This window comes from Thauera aromatica K172, from assembly GCF_003030465.1.
Lineage (GTDB): Bacteria > Pseudomonadota > Gammaproteobacteria > Burkholderiales > Rhodocyclaceae > Thauera > Thauera aromatica.
In genome coordinates this window covers 840,940-858,076 of sequence record NZ_CP028339.1, presented here as the reverse complement: position 1 = coordinate 858,076, position 17,137 = coordinate 840,940, and the positions used below count along the sequence as shown (strand labels likewise).

The window sequence follows — 17,137 nt, the reverse complement described above, 5'->3', positions numbered from 1 at the left end:
AAAGGCGGTCCGCAGACCGCCCCGAACGCCACTGAGGACAGCCCCTCAGCGCGGCAGCAGGCTCTCGCCCATCAGGAACTCATCGACCGCACGAGCACATTGGCGGCCTTCGCGAATCGCCCACACGACCAGCGACTGTCCACGGCGCATGTCGCCGGCGGCGAACACCTTGGGTGCGCTGGTGGCGTAGCAACCCTCGCCATCGGTCGTCGCCTTGGCGTTGCCGCGCGGGTCCTTGTCGACGCCGAAGGCTTCGAGCACGCCGCCCACCGGCTGGGTGAAGCCCATCGCGAACAGCACCAGGTCGGCCTTGATCTCGAACTCCGAGCCCGGGACCTCGGACATCTTGCCGTCCTTCCACTCCAGACGGCAGGCCTTGAGCGCCTTCACCTTGCCGTTCTTGCCGATGAATTCCTTGGTGGCGACGGCGAAGTCGCGCTCGCAGCCTTCCTCGTGCGAGGACGAGGTGCGCAGCTTGACCGGCCAGTACGGCCAGGTCAGCGCCTTGTTCTCGCGCTCGGGCGGCATCGGCATCAGCTCGAACTGGGTCACGCTCGCCGCGCCGTGGCGGTTCGATGTGCCGACGCAGTCGGAACCGGTGTCGCCGCCACCGATCACCACCACGTGCTTGCCTTTGGCCGAGATCGGATTGGGCTTGTCGCCGGCGACCTGCTTGTTCTGCGGGATCAGGAACTCGAGCGCGAAATGCACGCCGGCGAGTTCGCGGCCCGGCACCGGCAGGTCGCGCGGGACTTCCGCACCGCCGGCGAGCACGACGGCGTCGAAGTCCTGCCGCAGCTGCTCGGCGCTGACCACTTCCCTGGCGTCATTGACGATGCCGGCCGGCAGGTCCTGGGCGCCGACCAGCACGCCGGTGCGGAAGACCACGCCTTCGGCCTGCATCTGTTCGACGCGGCGGTCGATCAGGCCCTTTTCCATCTTGAAGTCGGGAATGCCGTAGCGCAGCAGGCCGCCGATGCGGTCGTTCTTCTCGAACACGGTGACGTCGTGACCGGCGCGCGCGAGCTGCTGGGCGGCCGCCAGACCGGCGGGGCCGGAGCCAACCACGGCGACCTTCCGGCCGGTCTTCGTCTCCGGCGGCTGCGGGATCACCCAGCCTTCTTCCCAGGCCTTGTCGATGATCGCGTGCTCGATCGACTTGATTCCCACCGCATCGGTGTTGATGTTCAGCGTACACGCCGCTTCGCATGGCGCGGGGCAGATGCGGCCGGTGAACTCAGGGAAGTTGTTGGTCGAGTGCAGCACCTCGATCGCCTCGCGCCAGTGGCCACGATATACGAGATCGTTCCAGTCCGGGATGATGTTGTTGACCGGGCAGCCGTTGTTGCAGAACGGAATGCCGCAGTCCATGCAGCGCGCGCCCTGGATCGAGGCCTGCTCATCGGTCAGGCGGGCGACGAACTCCTTGTAGGTCTTCAGGCGCTTGTCGATCGGCTCATAGGCCTCGGACAGGCGCTGATACTCGATGAAACCCGTGGGCTTGCCCATTTATACGGCCTCCTTGTCTGCTTCGCGCTGCTGGGCCCTCATTTCGGCCATTTCGGCGAGTGCGCGGCGGTACTCGTGCGGGAACACCTTGACGAACTTCTTGCGCCAGGTCGCCCAGTTGTTCAGGATCTCGCGCGCGCGCACGCTGCCGGCGAAGCGGACGTGGCGCTCGATCAGGCCCTTGAGGATGAGCTCGTCGCCCATCGTCAGGTGGTCGATATCAACGCGGCCGTGGGATTCGAGGTCGTCACCCGACTCCGAGCCCTTGCGCGCGGCGATCTCGTCGGGCAGCGGCTCCAGGGCCACCTGCGCCATGTTGCAGCGCTGCTCGAAGCTGCCGTCCTCGTCGAGCACGTAGGCCACGCCGCCCGACATGCCGGCGGCGAAGTTGCGCCCGGTCTGGCCGAGCACCACCACCGTGCCGCCGGTCATGTACTCGCAGCCGTGGTCGCCCACCCCTTCCACCACCGCCGTGGCGCCCGAGTTGCGCACCGCGAAACGCTCGCCGGCGACGCCGGCGAAATACACCTCGCCCTCGGTCGCGCCGTACAGCACGGTGTTGCCGACGATGATGTTGTCGTGGGTGTCGCCGCGGAACTCGGCCTTCGGGCGCACGATGATGCGCCCGCCCGACAGGCCCTTGCCGACGTAGTCGTTGCCTTCGCCGACCAGCTCGAGGGTGACGCCGCGCGCGAGGAAGGCGCCGAAGCTCTGCCCCGCGGTGCCATTGAGGCGGATGTGGATGGTGTCGCTGGGCAGCCCGGGGTGGCCGTACCTGGCCGCCACCTGGCCGGACAGCATCGCCCCGACGGTGCGATTGATGTTGCGCACCGGCAGGTCGATATTGACCTTCTCGCCCTTCTCCAGCGCCGGTTTGGCGAGCGTGATGAGCTGGTTGTCGAGCGCGCCCTGGAGCCCATGGTCCTGGGTATCGACGTGCAGGCGCGGCACTTCGGCAGGCACCGGCGGCAGGTAGAAGATGCGCGAGTAGTCCAGCCCCTGCGCCTTCCAGTGGGCGATGCCCTTCTTCATGTCGAGCAGGTCGGCGCGGCCGATCAGCTCGTCGAACTTGCGGACGCCGAGCTGGGCCATCAGCTCGCGCACTTCCTCGGCGACGAAGAAGAAGTAGTTCACCACGTGCTCGGGCTGGCCGGAGAAGCGCGCACGCAGCACCGGGTCCTGGGTGGCGACGCCGACCGGGCAGGTGTTGAGGTGGCACTTGCGCATCATGATGCAGCCTTCGACGACCAGCGGCGCGGTGGCGAAGCCGAACTCGTCGGCGCCGAGCAGCGCGCCGATGACGACGTCGCGGCCGGTCTTGATCTGGCCGTCGACCTGCAGGCGCACGCGCCCGCGCAGGCGGTTCAGGACCAGGGTCTGCTGCGTCTCCGCGAGGCCCAGCTCCCACGGCGAACCGGCGTGCTTGATCGAGCTCCAGGGGCTGGCGCCGGTGCCACCGTCATGGCCGGCGACGACGATGTGGTCGGCCTTGGCCTTGGCCACGCCCGCCGCCACCGTGCCGATGCCGATCTCGGACACCAGCTTGACCGAGATGCTCGCCACCGGGTTGGTGTTCTTGAGGTCGTGGATCAGCTGCGCCAGATCTTCGATGGAATAGATGTCGTGGTGCGGCGGCGGCGAGATAAGGCCGACCCCCGGCACCGAGTGGCGCAGGAAGCCGATGTACTCCGAAACCTTGTGGCCGGGCAGCTGGCCGCCCTCGCCGGGCTTGGCGCCTTGGGCCATCTTGATCTGGATCTGGTCGGCGTTGGCCAGGTATTCGGCGGTGACGCCGAAACGGCCCGAAGCCACCTGTTTGATCGCCGAACGCAGCGAATCGCCGGCGTTCAGTTCGAGGTCGCGGGCAATGCGGCTCTCGCCGATCACCTGCGACAGCTTGATCGCCTCGGTCAGCGGCTTGAAGCGCATCGGGTCCTCGCCGCCCTCGCCGGTGTTCGACTTGCCGCCGATACGGTTCATCGCCACCGCCAGCGTGGTGTGGGCTTCGGTCGAGATCGAGCCGAGCGACATCGCTCCGGTGGCGAAGCGCTTGACGATCTCCTTCGCCGGCTCCACTTCGTCGAGCGCGACCGGCGTCGCCGACGCCTTCAGCTCGAACAGGCCGCGCAGCGTCATGTGCCGGCGGCTCTGGTCGTTGATGATGTGGGCATATTCCTTGTAGGTGTCCGAGCGCCCCGAGCGGGTGGCGTGCTGGAGCTTGGCGATCGCATCCGGCGTCCACATGTGCTCTTCGCCGCGGGCGCGGAAGGCGTATTCACCGCCGGCATCGAGCATGTCGTGGAGCACCGGGTCGGCGCCGAAGGCGGCCCGGTGCAGGCGGATCGCCTCTTCCATCACCTCGAACACGCCGATGCCCTCGACCTGGCTCGTGGTGCCGGTGAAGTACTTGTCGAGCAGCGCCTGCTTGAGGCCGACGGCTTCGAAGATCTGCGCCCCGGTGTAGGACATGTAGGTCGAGATGCCCATTTTCGACATGACCTTCATCAGGCCCTTGCCGATCGCCTTGACGAAATGCTTGACGTACTTGGCCGCGGTCTCGGTGTCGTCGGCCATGTGCTGCAGCGTCTCGAGCGCGAGGTAGGGGTGCACCGCTTCGGCGCCGTAGCCGGCGAGCACGGCGAAGTGGTGCACTTCGCGCGCGCTGCCGGTTTCCACCACCAGGCCGGCGCGCGTGCGCAGGCCCTTCGCCACCAGGTGCTGATGGATCGCCGACAGCGCCAGCAGCGCCGGAATCGCGATGCGTTCGGCCGACAGCTTGCGGTCGGACACGATCAGGATGTTGTAACCGCCCAGCACCGCGTTCTCGGCGTCCGCGCACAGCGAGGCGAGGCGCGCTTCGACGCCTTCCTTGCCCCATTCAGCCGGATAGCAGATGTCGAGCTCGGCGGAACGGAACTTGTTCTGGGTGTAGCGCGCGATGTTGCGGATCTTGGCCATGCCGGCGAAGTCGAGCACCGGCTGGCTGACCTCGAGGCGGAACGGCGGGTTGATCTCGTTGATCTCGAGCAGGTTCGGCTTGGGCCCGATGAAGGACACCAGCGACATCACCATCTGCTCGCGGATCGGGTCGATCGGCGGGTTGGTGACCTGGGCGAAGAGCTGGCGGAAGTAGTTGAAGAGCGGCTTGTTCTTGCTCGACAGCACTGCCAGCGGCGAGTCGTTGCCCATCGAGCCGGTGCCCTCCTCGCCGCTCCGGCCCATCGGCTCGAGGATGAACTTGATGTCCTCCTGGGTGTAGCCGAAGGCCTGCTGGCGATCGAGCAGCGGCGCGACACGCTCGCCGCGGGCGGCGGCGGTGTCGGCCACGGCGGGCACTTCCAGGGTGTCGAGCTTGATGTTGATCCGGCGCAGCCAGTCGGCGTAGGGGCGGGCGTTGGCGAGCGACTCCTTGATCTCCTTGTCGCCGATGATGCGCCCCTGCTCCATGTCGATCAGGAACATCTTGCCCGGCTGCAGGCGCCATTTCTTGACGATCTTGCTGTCGGCGATGGGCAGCACGCCGGACTCCGAGGCCATGACGACGAGATCGTCGTCGGTGACGAGGTAGCGCGCCGGGCGCAGGCCGTTGCGGTCGAGCGTGGCGCCGATCTGGCGGCCGTCGGTGAACGCCACCGCGGCGGGGCCGTCCCACGGCTCCATCATCGCTGCGTGGTACTCATAGAAGGCGCGGCGCTTCTCGTCCATCTGCGCATGCGATTCCCAGGCCTCCGGGATCATCATCATCATCGCGTGGGCGAGCGAATAACCGCTCATCACCAGCAGCTCGAGCGCGTTGTCGAAGGAGGCGGAGTCGGACTGGCCGGGGTAGATCAGCGGCCAGATCTTCTGCAGGTCGTCGCCGAGCAGCGGCGAATGCACGCCCTTCTCGCGCGCGCGCATCCAGTTGTAGTTGCCGCGCAGGGTGTTGATCTCGCCGTTGTGGGCGATGTAGCGGAACGGGTGCGCCAGATCCCATTTCGGGAAGGTGTTGGTCGAGAAGCGCTGGTGGACGAGCGCCAGCGCCGACACTGCGCGCGCATCGACGAGGTCGAGATAGTACTCGCCGACCTGGTTTGCCAGCAGCAGGCCCTTGTAGTTCACCGTGCGTGCCGACATCGACACCATGTAGAACTCCTTGCCGTGCTTGAGCTGCAGCGCGGCAATCGCGTTCGCCGAGCGGCGGCGCACGACGTAGAGCTTGCGCTCGAGCGCCTCGGTGACCATGACGTCGGCGCCGCGGCCGATGAAGATCTGGCGGATCACCGGCTCCTTGGCCTTCACCGTCGGCGACATCGGCATCTCGCGGTTGACCGGCACGTCGCGCCAGCCGAGCACGACCTGGCCCTCGGCCACGACCGCGCGCTCGATCTCTTCCTCGCAGGCGAGGCGGGACGCGGCCTCCTTGGGCATGAACACCATGCCGACGCCGTACTCGCCGGGCAGCGGCAGGGCGACGCCCTGCTTCGCCATTTCCTCGCGGTAGAACTGATCCGGGATCTGGATCAGGATGCCCGCACCGTCCCCTTGCAGCGGATCGGCACCGACCGCGCCCCGGTGATCGAGGTTTTTCAGGATTTCGAGGCCCTGCAGGATGATGTCATGACGTTTCTCGCCCTTGATGTGGGCGATGAAACCCACGCCACAGGCATCGTGTTCATTGGCGGGGTCGTAAAGACCCTGCTTTTGGGGCTGATCCATCTTCTATTCCTCAAACGACACGCAAGATCACGCGCATGGGGGCCGACAAAGGCCTTTCAAACCGGAAGGCCTGATAAACCGAACGCGCACAAAAAAGCCGGGCGCGCGCGCACCGGCTTTGTGATTTGCACCAGACTGGTGCAAAAACAACTGTTTGATGACCAGGACCGCAGGAGCGGAAGCTCCGCATGCACCATTTTGGACACCGCCACCAGCCTCGCTGTTGACAAAAAAACTATACGCCCGAGAACTCCAGGGTTCAAGGAGTTTTTGCACTGCGGCACGAGCGCGCCCCGCAGCATCCGCGAGGGGTGCGCCCTCGTTCCGCCCTCTGCCGCCGGCCGCATCCGGCACTGCGCCTTCAGTGGATCTCGCCCACCGCGAACAGCCGGCGGTGCTCCTTCATCGCGTAGCGGTCGGTCATCCCGGCGATGTAGTCTGCGATCGCCCGCGGCGTGTCCTCGCGCGCCATCGCCTGGTACTGCGGCGGCAGGATGTGGGGGTCGGCCATGAAGGCATCGAACAGCTCGGAAACGATACGCCGCGCCTTGTTGGTCATGCGCAGCACCTGGTAATGGCGGTACAGCTTCTGGTGGAGGAAAGTCTTCAGTTCGCGCAGGCGCGGCAGCAGGGCGTCGGAGTAGGCCACCAGGCGGCCGGCGGCGCGCACGTCGGCGAGGCTCCGTACGCCGCTGGCGGCGAGGTTGGCACGGGTCTGGGCGATGAGATCGATCACCATCAGCTGGATCATCCGGCGCACCGTCTCGTTGATCAGCTTGCGCCCCGACAGGCCCGGCCAGCGCGCTTCGACTTCGCGGCGCTGAGTGGCGAACAGGCTCACGTCCTCGAGCTGCGCGAGCGTGATCAGCCCCGAACGCAGGCCGTCATCGACATCGTGGTTGTTATAGGCGATCTCGTCGGCGAGGTTGGCGAGCTGGGCTTCGAGCGAAGGCTGGGTGCCATCGAGGAAGCGCTCGCCGAGCTCGCCGAGGCGCAGCGCGTTGGCGCGCGAGCAGTGCTTGAGGATACCTTCGCGGGTCTCGAACATCAGGTTCAGGCCGTCGAATGCGGCATAGCGATCTTCCAGCAGATCGACAGTGCGCAGCGACTGCAGGTTATGCTCGAAGCCGCCGTACTCCTTCATGCAGGCGTTCAGCGCTTCCTGGCCGGCGTGGCCGAACGGGGTATGGCCGAGGTCGTGGGCGAGGGCGACGGCTTCGGCGAGGTCCTCGTTGAGGCCGAGCTGGCGGGCGATGCCGCGGGTGATCTGGGCGACCTCGATGCTGTGGGTGAGGCGGGTGCGGAACAGGTCGCCCTCGTGGTTCACGAACACCTGGGTCTTGTATTCGAGGCGGCGGAAGGCAGTGGAATGGACGATGCGGTCGCGGTCGCGCTGGAACTGGCCGCGCGCGACCGGCGCCGGCTCGTCGTGCTGGCGGCCGCGGGAAGCGGCTTCGGTGACGGCGTAGGGTGCGAGCTGAAGCATGCGGTTTTCCTCCGGGCCGAAGTCGATCGCGGTTCCCGTCGTTTGTGCAGGAGGCCTCCCCGATCGGGGGCGGCCCGGACTCAGCGGCAGCGTGCCTCGATCGCCGCGGCGATCTCGCTCAGCGCCGCCTCGCCGTGCACCCGCGCACGGCCGAGCGCGTGCAGCAGCACGAGGCGCAGGCGCCCGGCCTCGACCTTCTTGTCGTGTGCCATCAGCGCGAGATAGCGCGCCGCGCCCAGCTTCGGTCCCCACACCGGCAGCTTCGCCCGCACGAACAGCGCCTCGATCCGGTCGACATCGCCCGCGGCGAGCCAGCCGAGGCGGCGCGACAGTTCGGCGGCCATCATCGTACCCGCCGCCACCGCCTCGCCATGCAGCCATTCGCCGTAGCCGAGGCCGGTCTCGATGGCGTGGCCGAAGGTGTGGCCGAGGTTGAGCAGGGCGCGTTCGCCCTGCTCGGTCTCGTCGGCCGCCACCACTTCGGCCTTGTTGCGGCAGGAGCGCTCGATGGCGTACATCAGCGCCTCCGGGTCGCGCGCGCGCAGGCGTTCGAGGCTTGCTTCCAGCCAGGCGAGGAAGTCGGAATCGCGGATCAGGCCGTACTTGATCACTTCGGCGAGGCCGGCGGCCAGTTCGCGATCGGGCAGCGTCGCCAGGGTGTCGATGTCGGCCAGCACCAGCCGGGGCTGGTAGAAGGCGCCGATCATGTTCTTGCCCAGCGGATGGTTGATCGCGGTCTTGCCGCCGACCGAGGAGTCGACCTGCGCGAGCAGGGTCGTCGGAATCTGGATGAAGGGCATCCCGCGCTGGTAGCAGGCGGCGGCAAAGCCGCCCATGTCGCCGACCACCCCGCCGCCGAGCGCGACCAGCGTGGTCGAACGTTCGCAGCGCTCGGTGAGCAGCATGTCGAAGATGCGGTTCAGTGTTTCCCAGGTCTTGTACGCCTCGCCGTCGGGCAGGCTCACCACGCTCACGTTCACGCCCGCCTGCTCGAGCGCGGCGCGCAGTCCGCCGAGGTAGAGCGGGCCGACGGTGTCGTTGGTGACGATCGCCACCCGCGGCGTCTTCAGCCGCGCCAGGACGAGCTCGGCGCGGCCGAGCAGGCCGCGGCCGATGTGGATCGGATAGGCGCGATCGCCGAGGGCAACGTTCAGGGTTTGCATGGGCTCTTGTGGAAAGTCTGGAGGGCGGTTTCGATCAGCCGCACCATGGTGCCGGGATTGCCGCGCCCGCCGTCGACGACGAGGTCGGCCACTTCGCGGTACAGGGGGTCGCGCTGCTGGTACAGCTCGGTGATGCGCTGGCGCGGGTCGTCCACCTGCAGCAGCGGGCGGTTGCGGTCGTGGCGGGTGCGTTCGTAGAGGATCTGCGGCGGCACGTTGAGGTAGATGACGATGCCGCGCTCGCGCATCAGTGCGCGGTTGGCCGGCGTCGTCACCACGCCGCCGCCGGTGGCGATGACGAGGTCGGGCTGGCGGGTGAGCTCGTCGATCATCTGCGTCTCGCGCCTGCGGAAGCCGGCTTCGCCTTCGATCTCGAAGATCGTCGGGATGCTCACTCCGGTGCGGGCGACGATCTCGTGGTCGCAGTCGGCGAAGCGCGCCTTGCGCCGCCGCGCCAGTTCCTTGCCGACCGTGGTCTTGCCGGCACCCATCATGCCGATCAGTATCAGACAGCTCACACGCGATTCGCCGGAAGTCGAGAAAAAAAGGCGGGCCCCTCTCGGGAGGCCCGCCCGGGCATTGTATCAGCAGAGCGGAGGGCTTATCGCAGGGTCAGCGTATCGGCGACGATGCGCGGCGTGATGAACACGAGCAGCTCCTTGCGGTTGGATACGCTGGTCCGCGACTTGAACAGGTTGCCCACGACCGGAATGTCGCCCAGCAGCGGCACCTGATCGACGCCGCTGGCCTCCTCTTCCTCGTAGATCCCGCCGATGACGACGGTGCCGCCGTTCTCGATCAGGACCTCGCTCTTGACGTTCTTGGTTTCGATCGGCGGCACGCCGAGCAGCATGTTCTCGTACATCGGCCGGTCCTTGTTGACCTCGATCGCCAGCTGCAGGCGGCCGTCGGGAGTGATCTGCGGCTTCACCTTCAACGACAGCACGGCCTTCTTGAACTCGACGTTGGTCGCGCCCGAGCTGGTCGCTTCCTGGTAGGGAATCTCGGTGCCCTGCTCGATCGAAGCCTCGACCTGGTTGGCCGTCAGCACGCGCGGGCTGGACACGATCCGGCCCCGGCCGTCGGATTCGAGCGCCTGCAGCTCGAGGTTGAGGAAACGGGTCAGGCCTTTGTTGAACAGCGTCAGGTTCAGCGCACCATAACCTTTCGGCATAAAATCGCCACCACCGACCTTCACCGACTCGCCGACCATCTGCATCATGTCGGTGATCGGGTAGTCGCCCGTGCGGTCGATCTTCACCCCCCCCGTCTCTTCGTCAGGAACCAGGGAAACGAACTCCGAGTTGCCGAAACCGATCTTCGCCCCGTTGCCGAGCGAAGCGTAGCCACGGCTGCCGAAGCCCAGACGCACGCCCAGGTCGCGGGCGAAGGTCTTGCTCGCCTCGACGATCCGCGCCTCGATCAGCACCTGGCGCGGCGCGACATCGATTTCCTGCACCAGCCGGCGCAGCGCCTGCAGGCGCGAGCCGACGTCGGTGACGAAGACCTTGTTGCTGCGCTCGTCGACGACGACCGTACCGCGCTTGGAGAGCAGGGTCTGGTCCTTGCTCTTGAGGAAATCGAAGATCTCCTTGGCCTTGTGATAGTTGATCTGAAAGCTTTCGGTCTGCAGCGGTTCGAGGTCGCTGATCTGCGCCTTCGCTTCCAGTTGCTGCTTCTCGCGCGCGGCGAGCTCTTCGCCCGGAGCGATCCAGATCACGTTGCCGTTCTTGCGCATGTCGAGGCCCTTGGCCTGGAGGATGATGTCCAGCGCCTGGTCCCAGGGCACGTCCTTCAGGCGCAGGGTCAGGCTGCCCTGGACGGAGTCGGAAGTGATGATGTTGAAGTCGGTGAAGTCGGCGATCACCTGCAACACCGAGCGCACATCCACGTCCTGGAAGTTCAGCGACAGCTTTTCCCCCTGGAACTGGCCGCGCGAGCCCTGCACCAGCTTGTTCGGGTCCTCCACGACCCGCCTGATTTCGAGCACGAAGCGCGTATCGCTCTGGTAAGCGTTGTGCTCCCACAGGCCGTTCGGCGTCACGCTCAGGCGCACGCGGTCACCGAGCTGCTGCGTGCTCATCGACGTCACCGGGGTGGCGAAATCGGTGACGTCGGCACGCCGGCGCAGATGCTCGGGCAGCGCCGCCTGGAGGAAATCGACCACCAGGCCGCCGCCTTGCTGGCGGATGTCGATCCCGGCGTCGGCGCTCGACAGATCGACCACCACCCGCCCTTCGCCTTCGCTGCCGCGGCGGAAGCTGACGTCGCGAACGGCCACCCCCGCCGCCGCGGAAGGCTCGGCGAAGTTGCCCTCGGGCGCCGGAAGCGTGCTCGCCTGCGCCGCCGGGAGGCGTGGCGAGATCGCGATCACCAGGTCGCGCCCTTCGATGCGCGCCTCGTAAGGGCTGATCCTGACCAGGTTCAGCACCAGGCGGGTGCGGTCGCCGACCTGCACGATGTCGGCGCTGCGCAGATCGCCCTGCTCGACGCGCTGCACGCTGCGCCCGAGGGCATTGGCGGTGGCGGCGAAGTCGAAAGCGATGCGCGCCGGCTCGGCCACGCTGAAGCTGGGCGGCAGCTCGGTGAGCGCCTCCTTCAGGCTCACCCGGACATAGAGCGCGCCGCCCTGCTCGGCGACTTCCAGCCCTTCGATGCGGTTGCCCGACGGCCGGACCTGCTCCGCCTCCTGCGCGCGCACGGCGGCCACAGGCGCAAGACCTGCGCAAGCGGCCGCGACCAGCAGCAGCACTCCGATACGGTGTTTCATTTTCCGGCCTCCTGCCGCTCCTGCAATGTCAGCGAACGGGTGCGCTCGACCCAGTCGCCATAAACGTCCTCGACCAGCTCGCGCAGCGTCACCTCGTTTTCCGTGACCCGGGTGACGACGCCGAAATCCTGCCCCAGGTAATTGCCCGGCCGCACCTGGTGGAGCGCGTTCCCGGCGCGGATCAGCGCATGCGTGACCCCGCCCCGGGTCAGCACCCCGACCATCTGCAGCGTCTCCAGCGCATGGCCTTCGAGCGGCTCGCGGCGGCGGTTCATGTCCGGCCCGGCGCTGCTGCCCGACACCCGCTGCGGCGCCATGCGCGCGCTGCGGAACGGATCGTCGCCCTGTCCGCCGGCATACCCCACCACCGGGAAGGGCTGCAGCTCGGGCAACGGGCGCACGGCGCCGCGCATGCCGCCCACCTGCGCCGCCATCCAGGACTGGAGATCGTCCGGCTCCCCGCCCGCGCAGCCGGCGAGCAGCAGGCAGGCGGCAAGCACTCCGATCTTGTTCATTTCTTCTTCCCTCGCGCGGCCTGTTCGGCCTGTGCCGCCTGGCGCTGCTGCGCCAGCTCCTCTTCGTCGAGGTAGCGATACGTCACCGCCTTCGCCTCGAGCTCGAGCCGGCCGTCCTTCCCCACCTTCAGCGCGATGTCGTTGAGGGTGACGATCCGGGGCAGGCGCGCAATGTCGCTGACGAATTCACCCAGCTCGTGATAGCCGCCGGTGACGCGGATGGCGATCGGCATTTCGGCATAGAACTCCTTGACCAGGTCCGCCCCCGGCTTGAACAGCTCGAATTGCAGGCCGCGCCCCAGGCCGGCCTGATTGAGATCGGACAGCAGGGAATCCATTTCCGCCCGGTTCGGCAGCTGCTTGAGCAGCGCGCCGAACTGGCGGTCGATCTCCGCCAGCTGACGGCGATGTTCGTCCAGGTTGACCGCCTGGCGCTTCTTCGTCACCCAGCCTTCGCGCAGCTGCAGCTCTTCGGCCGCGCTGCGCTCGAGGCGCTCGGCCTGGCTCCGCCAGTCGAACCACCAGAAAGCGGCGACCGTGGCGAGCAGCAACGCGAGCACCGCCGCCAGCCGCGGCGCGAGCGGCCACAGGCCGGGGTCGTTCGGATCCAGGTCCTTGAAGTCCTGCGCCAGGCGCTGCAGATCGGCGCGGGTGAGGCGCTTGCGTGCGACCGGAGCGGGCACAGAGGCCTTGCGCGGCAGCAGGCGCTTCATTTCGCTCCTCCCTTGCCGCCGCGGGGCGGTTCGGGTGCTTCGGCCTGCGGCGGCGCGATGCCGATGCCGAGGGTGAATTCGCTGACCCGGCGGTTCTCTTCGGTGGCGGCCTTGGTCTCGATCAGGACCGGCTGCTCGAGAAAGGCCGAGGCATCGAGGTTGCGCATCAGGTGCGACACGCGCGCGTTGGACTGGGCGAAGCCGGCCAGGGTGACCCGCCGGCCGCCCTGCTTGACCGATTTCAGATACACCCCCTCGGGGAGGCTCAGCGCCAGTTCGTTGAACAGATGCACGGTTTCGGCGCGCGTGCTCTGCAAGGCTTCGATCACCTGCTTGCGCGCGAGCATGGCGTCGATCTGCTCGCGCAGGCGGCGGATTTCGGCGATTTCCTGGTCGATGCGGGCGATTTCGGCCTTGAGAAAAGCGTTGCGCGCGTCCTGGCGCTCGACCCTGAGGTCGTACAGGACATGGACGAGCAGGCCGATCAGCGCACCGAGCACGACCATCGCCCCCGCCAGCAGATAGAACTGCTGGCGGCGCTGGCGGCGCTTTTCGATGCGATGCGGCAGCAGGTTGAGGCGGATCATGCGTCGAACCTCCGCAGCGCGAGGCCGCAGGCCACCATCAGCGAAGGCGCGTCGGCGAGCAGGTTGCGCGGACGCACCCGCTCGCCCGGCGTCATGCCCGCGAACGGATTGGCGAGCTCGGTGGGAACCTGGGTGCGCGCCGCCACCACCTCGACCAGTCCCGGCATCCCCGCGCAGCCGCCGGCGAGGACGACGTGATCGACGCGGTTGAACTGGGTGGACGTGAAGAAGAACTGCAGCGCGCGCGACACTTCGAGCGCGAGGCTGTCCATGAACGGGCGCATCAGCTCGCGCGGATAGGTCTCGGGCAGCGCCCCGGCACGCTTGCCGGCTTCGGCCTCGTCCAGGCCGATGCCATAGTGGCGGGCGATGTCCTGGGTGAGCTGGAAACCGCCGAAAGCCTGCTCGCGCGAGTACACCGACTGATGGTTGCGGAACATGGTGACGTTCATCACGTTCGCGCCGACGTCGACGAGGGCGATCACCCGGTCCTCGCCGCCGCCCGGCAACCGCCGGCACACGAGCTCGAGCGCGGATTCGATGGCGAGCGACTCGACATCGACGATCACGGCCCTGAGCCCGGCGGCCTGGGCCGCGGCGACGCGGTCCTCGACCTTGTCCTTGCGCGAAGCCGCAATCATCACTTCGACTTCTCCCGGAGCGCCGGGCGCCGGACCGATCACCTGAAAATCGAGATTGACTTCGTCGAGGGCGAACGGAATGTACTGGTTGGCCTCGGCCTCGACGGCGAACTCCATTTCGGTCTCGCGCAGGCTTTCGGGGAGGACGATCTTCTTGGTGATGACCGACGAGGACGGCAGCGCCACGGCGACATTGCGTAAGCCGGGACCGAAGCGGCGCAACGCGCGCTTGAGCGCTTCGCCGAGCGGCTCAAGCTTGACGATGTTGCCATCGGCGACGGTGTCGCGCGGCAGCGGCTCGATCACGTAACGCTCGACTTTGTAAGCGTCCTTGTCGGTCCCGGACAGCTCGACCAGCTTTACCGATGAAGACGAAATATCGAGTCCGGCAAGCTGGCGTGTCGCCGAGCTGAAGAACGGGAGGTCAATCACAAAGAAAACCCTTTAATTTCTTCATGTTACGATCAACACCTTGACCGGGTCCAAGGATGCTAGCAACAAGCCGGGGGCGGTGTAAAGCGAAGTCCGCCGCGGATAATGTCCGCTCACAGCTGCGCCCGGATGCATCCTCTATAATGCTCGCCCGTTCCACACCCCCTGGATTGCCCATGCGCTGGGTCCTGTATCCGGTCGGAGCGCTGTTCGCGCTGATCATTCTCGGCCTTGCCACGCTGACGGCGATGGCGCTGTTCGCCTGGCCGAACCTGCCCGCCCTCGACACCCTGACCGACTATCGGCCGCGCATTCCCTTGCGCGTCTATACCGCCGACGGCCACCTGCTCGGCGAGTTCGGCGAAGAGCGGCGCGACGTGGTGCGCATCGCCGAAGTGCCCTCGGTGCTCAAGCATGCGATCCTCGCCGCCGAAGACGAGCGCTTCTACGAACACCCGGGCATCGACCTGATGGGGCTCGTGCGTGCCGCGCTCGCCAACCTGTCTTCCGGCGGCCGCAGCCAGGGGGCGTCGACGATCACCATGCAGGTCGCGCGCAACTTCTTCCTGACGCGCGAAAAGACCTACAACCGCAAGCTGTACGAGATCCTGCTCGCCCTCAAGATCGAGCAGAACCTGTCCAAGGACCAGATCCTCGAGCTCTACATCAACCAGATCTACCTCGGCCAGCGCGCCTACGGCTTCGCCGTGGCCGCACGCGCCTATTACGGCAAGCGCCTGGACGAGCTGACCCTGCCCGAAGCGGCGATGCTCGCCGGCCTGCCGAAAGCGCCGTCGGCCTTCAACCCGGTCGTCAATCCGGCGCGCGCCGCGGTGCGCCAGCAATACGTGCTGCGACGCATGCTCGAGACCGGACTGATCGACCCGTCCCAGTACGAGCACGCGCTGACCTTCGCCACGCCGAAGCAGGGGCAGCGCGACAGCGCCGCGGTACGCCGGCAGCAGGACCTGTTCGTCGCCGGCGGCGAGCACGTTGCCGAGATGGCGCGCCAGATCGCCGTCGAGCAGTTCGGCGAGCAGGCCTACGAGCTCGGCATCCGCATCGTCACTACGGTCACACACAAGGACCAGGAAGCCGCCTACGCGGCGCTGCGCAAGGGAGTGCTCGACTACGACCGCCGCCACGGCTACCGCGGCCCGGAAGCCTTCGTCGACCTGGCGGCGAACGAAACCAGTGCCGAACGCTTCGATGAACTGCTCGGCGACACCTCCGACCACGGCGACCTGCTCGCCGCCCTGGTGCTGAAAGCCTCGCCGAAGGAGGTCACCGTCTATCGCCGCGGGCGCGAATTCCGCATCGAGGGCAAGGGCCTGCGCTTCGCCGCGCCGATGCTGGCCGACAAGGCGCCGCAGAGCCGGCGTATCCGCCGCGGCGCGATCGTGCGCCTGCGCGACGCCGGCAAGGGCGAATGGGAACTCACCCAGCTGCCCGAAGTGCAGGCCGCGCTGGTGTCGCTCGATCCGCACAGCGGCGCGGTGCGCGCCCTGGTCGGCGGCTTCGATTTCGACCGCACCAAGTTCAACCACGTCACCCAGGCGCTGCGCCAACCGGGCTCGAGCTTCAAGCCCTTCATCTTCTCGGCCGCACTCGAACGCCATTTCGGCCCCGGCGACGTGCTTGCCGACGAGCCGCTGTACTACCCCGCCGGCGTCACCGGCAGCCAGGACTGGGAGCCGAAGAACTACGACGGCAAATATGCCGGCCCGATGACGCTGCGCGAGGCCCTGACGCGCTCCAAGAACATGGTCTCGATCCGCCTCCTGGAGCGGATCACGCCCGAATACGCGCGCGACTACATCACCCGCTTCGGCTTCGACGCCGCCCGCCATCCGCCCTACCTGACCATGGCCCTCGGCGCCGGCACCGCGACGCCGTGGGAGATGGCCGCCGGCTACGCGGTGTTCGCCAACGGCGGCTACCGCATCGAGCCTTACGTGGTGAAGGAAATCTACGACAACGAAGGCCGCCTGATCGCCCGCATCGACCCGCCCGTTGCCGGGCGCAGCGCGCCCCGGGTGATCGACGCCCGCAATGCCTGGCTGATGGACTCGATGATGCGCGACACGGTCCAGCACGGCACCGCGACCCGGGCGCGCAGCCTCAAGCGCGGCGATCTCGCCGGCAAGACCGGCACCACCAACGACTACGTCGATGCCTGGTTCTGCGGCTACCACCCCGAGCTCGTCGCCGTCGCCTGGGTCGGCCACAGCCAGCCGCGCAACCTCGGCCGCGGCGAGACCGGCGGCGCCGCCGCGCTGCCGATCTGGATCGACTACATGGGCAGCGCCCTCGAAGGCGTCCCCGAAGTGCAGCGCCCCCGCCCCGACGGCCTGGTCCTGGTCGACAACGGCCTGCACAGCGGGCAGGACTACCACTACGCCGAATACACCCCGCCCGAGCCGGCGCCGGCACCGAGCTGGCTCGAGCAGCTGTTCGCCGGCGACAAGCCCAGGCAGGTCATCCACGCTCCGATGGAAGCGCCCGAGGAAGCGATTCCGGCGCTTCCCCCGGCGGCCGCTGCGCACTCCCTGCCGCGCCCGGCACAGGCTCCGGCGCCGGTCGAAGAGCGCGCCCCGGTGCCGATCCGGCGCTGACCGCAGGC

Annotated in this window: 11 protein-coding genes; 1 reads left to right on the top strand and 10 read right to left on the bottom strand. The window is 67.5% G+C overall.

Annotated elements, in window-relative coordinates; genetic code table 11:
* Positions 1-45: 45 nt before the first annotated feature.
* The 10 genes from Tharo_RS04165 to Tharo_RS04120 form a co-directional block, all read right to left on the bottom strand.
* A complete protein-coding gene (locus Tharo_RS04165) occupies positions 46-1,509 on the bottom strand; it encodes a glutamate synthase subunit beta (protein WP_107220110.1) in 1,464 nt (487 codons plus the stop codon).
* Positions 1,510-6,207, bottom strand: coding sequence for a glutamate synthase large subunit (gltB, locus tag Tharo_RS04160; RefSeq protein ID WP_107220109.1), 4,698 nt, complete (start codon positions 6,205-6,207; stop codon positions 1,510-1,512). It lies immediately after the preceding gene.
* Between the two features lie 361 nt (positions 6,208-6,568).
* Positions 6,569-7,693, bottom strand: a complete 1,125-nt coding sequence (locus tag Tharo_RS04155) for a deoxyguanosinetriphosphate triphosphohydrolase (RefSeq protein WP_107220108.1) — start codon at positions 7,691-7,693, stop codon at positions 6,569-6,571.
* 80 nt (positions 7,694-7,773) lie between these two features.
* Positions 7,774-8,856: a 3-dehydroquinate synthase gene (gene aroB / locus Tharo_RS04150; RefSeq protein ID WP_107220107.1), complete on the bottom strand. Its 1,083-nt coding sequence runs from the start codon at positions 8,854-8,856 to the stop codon at positions 7,774-7,776.
* Complete coding sequence (locus tag Tharo_RS04145; protein WP_107220106.1) at positions 8,844-9,374, bottom strand: shikimate kinase; 531 nt, start codon at positions 9,372-9,374, stop codon at positions 8,844-8,846. Before Tharo_RS04145 ends, aroB begins: the two co-directional genes overlap by 13 nt.
* Positions 9,375-9,457: 83 nt before the next feature.
* Entirely contained in the window at positions 9,458-11,626 is a 2,169-nt protein-coding gene (locus tag Tharo_RS04140) for a type IV pilus secretin PilQ (RefSeq protein ID WP_211309655.1), read from the bottom strand.
* Positions 11,623-12,141 carry a pilus assembly protein PilP gene (locus Tharo_RS04135; protein ID WP_107220105.1) on the bottom strand — a complete coding sequence of 173 codons (519 nt, stop codon included), beginning with the start codon at positions 12,139-12,141 and terminating at the stop codon, positions 11,623-11,625. Before Tharo_RS04135 ends, Tharo_RS04140 begins: the two co-directional genes overlap by 4 nt.
* Complete coding sequence (locus tag Tharo_RS04130) at positions 12,138-12,854, bottom strand: type IV pilus inner membrane component PilO (RefSeq protein WP_107220104.1); 717 nt, start codon at positions 12,852-12,854, stop codon at positions 12,138-12,140. The genes Tharo_RS04135 and Tharo_RS04130 overlap by 4 nt, the downstream gene beginning before the upstream one ends.
* The gene (locus Tharo_RS04125) at positions 12,851-13,441 is read right to left on the bottom strand and encodes a PilN domain-containing protein (protein ID WP_107220103.1); all 591 of its coding nucleotides are present in this window, start codon (positions 13,439-13,441) and stop codon (positions 12,851-12,853) included. The genes Tharo_RS04130 and Tharo_RS04125 overlap by 4 nt, the downstream gene beginning before the upstream one ends.
* Entirely contained in the window at positions 13,438-14,514 is a 1,077-nt protein-coding gene (locus Tharo_RS04120; protein WP_107220102.1) for a pilus assembly protein PilM, read from the bottom strand. The genes Tharo_RS04125 and Tharo_RS04120 overlap by 4 nt, the downstream gene beginning before the upstream one ends.
* Before the next feature lie 176 nt (positions 14,515-14,690).
* Between Tharo_RS04120 and Tharo_RS04115 the strand changes: the two genes are divergently transcribed.
* Complete coding sequence (locus tag Tharo_RS04115) at positions 14,691-17,129, top strand: penicillin-binding protein 1A (protein WP_107220101.1); 2,439 nt, start codon at positions 14,691-14,693, stop codon at positions 17,127-17,129.
* The last annotated feature ends 8 nt before the right edge of the window (positions 17,130-17,137 follow it).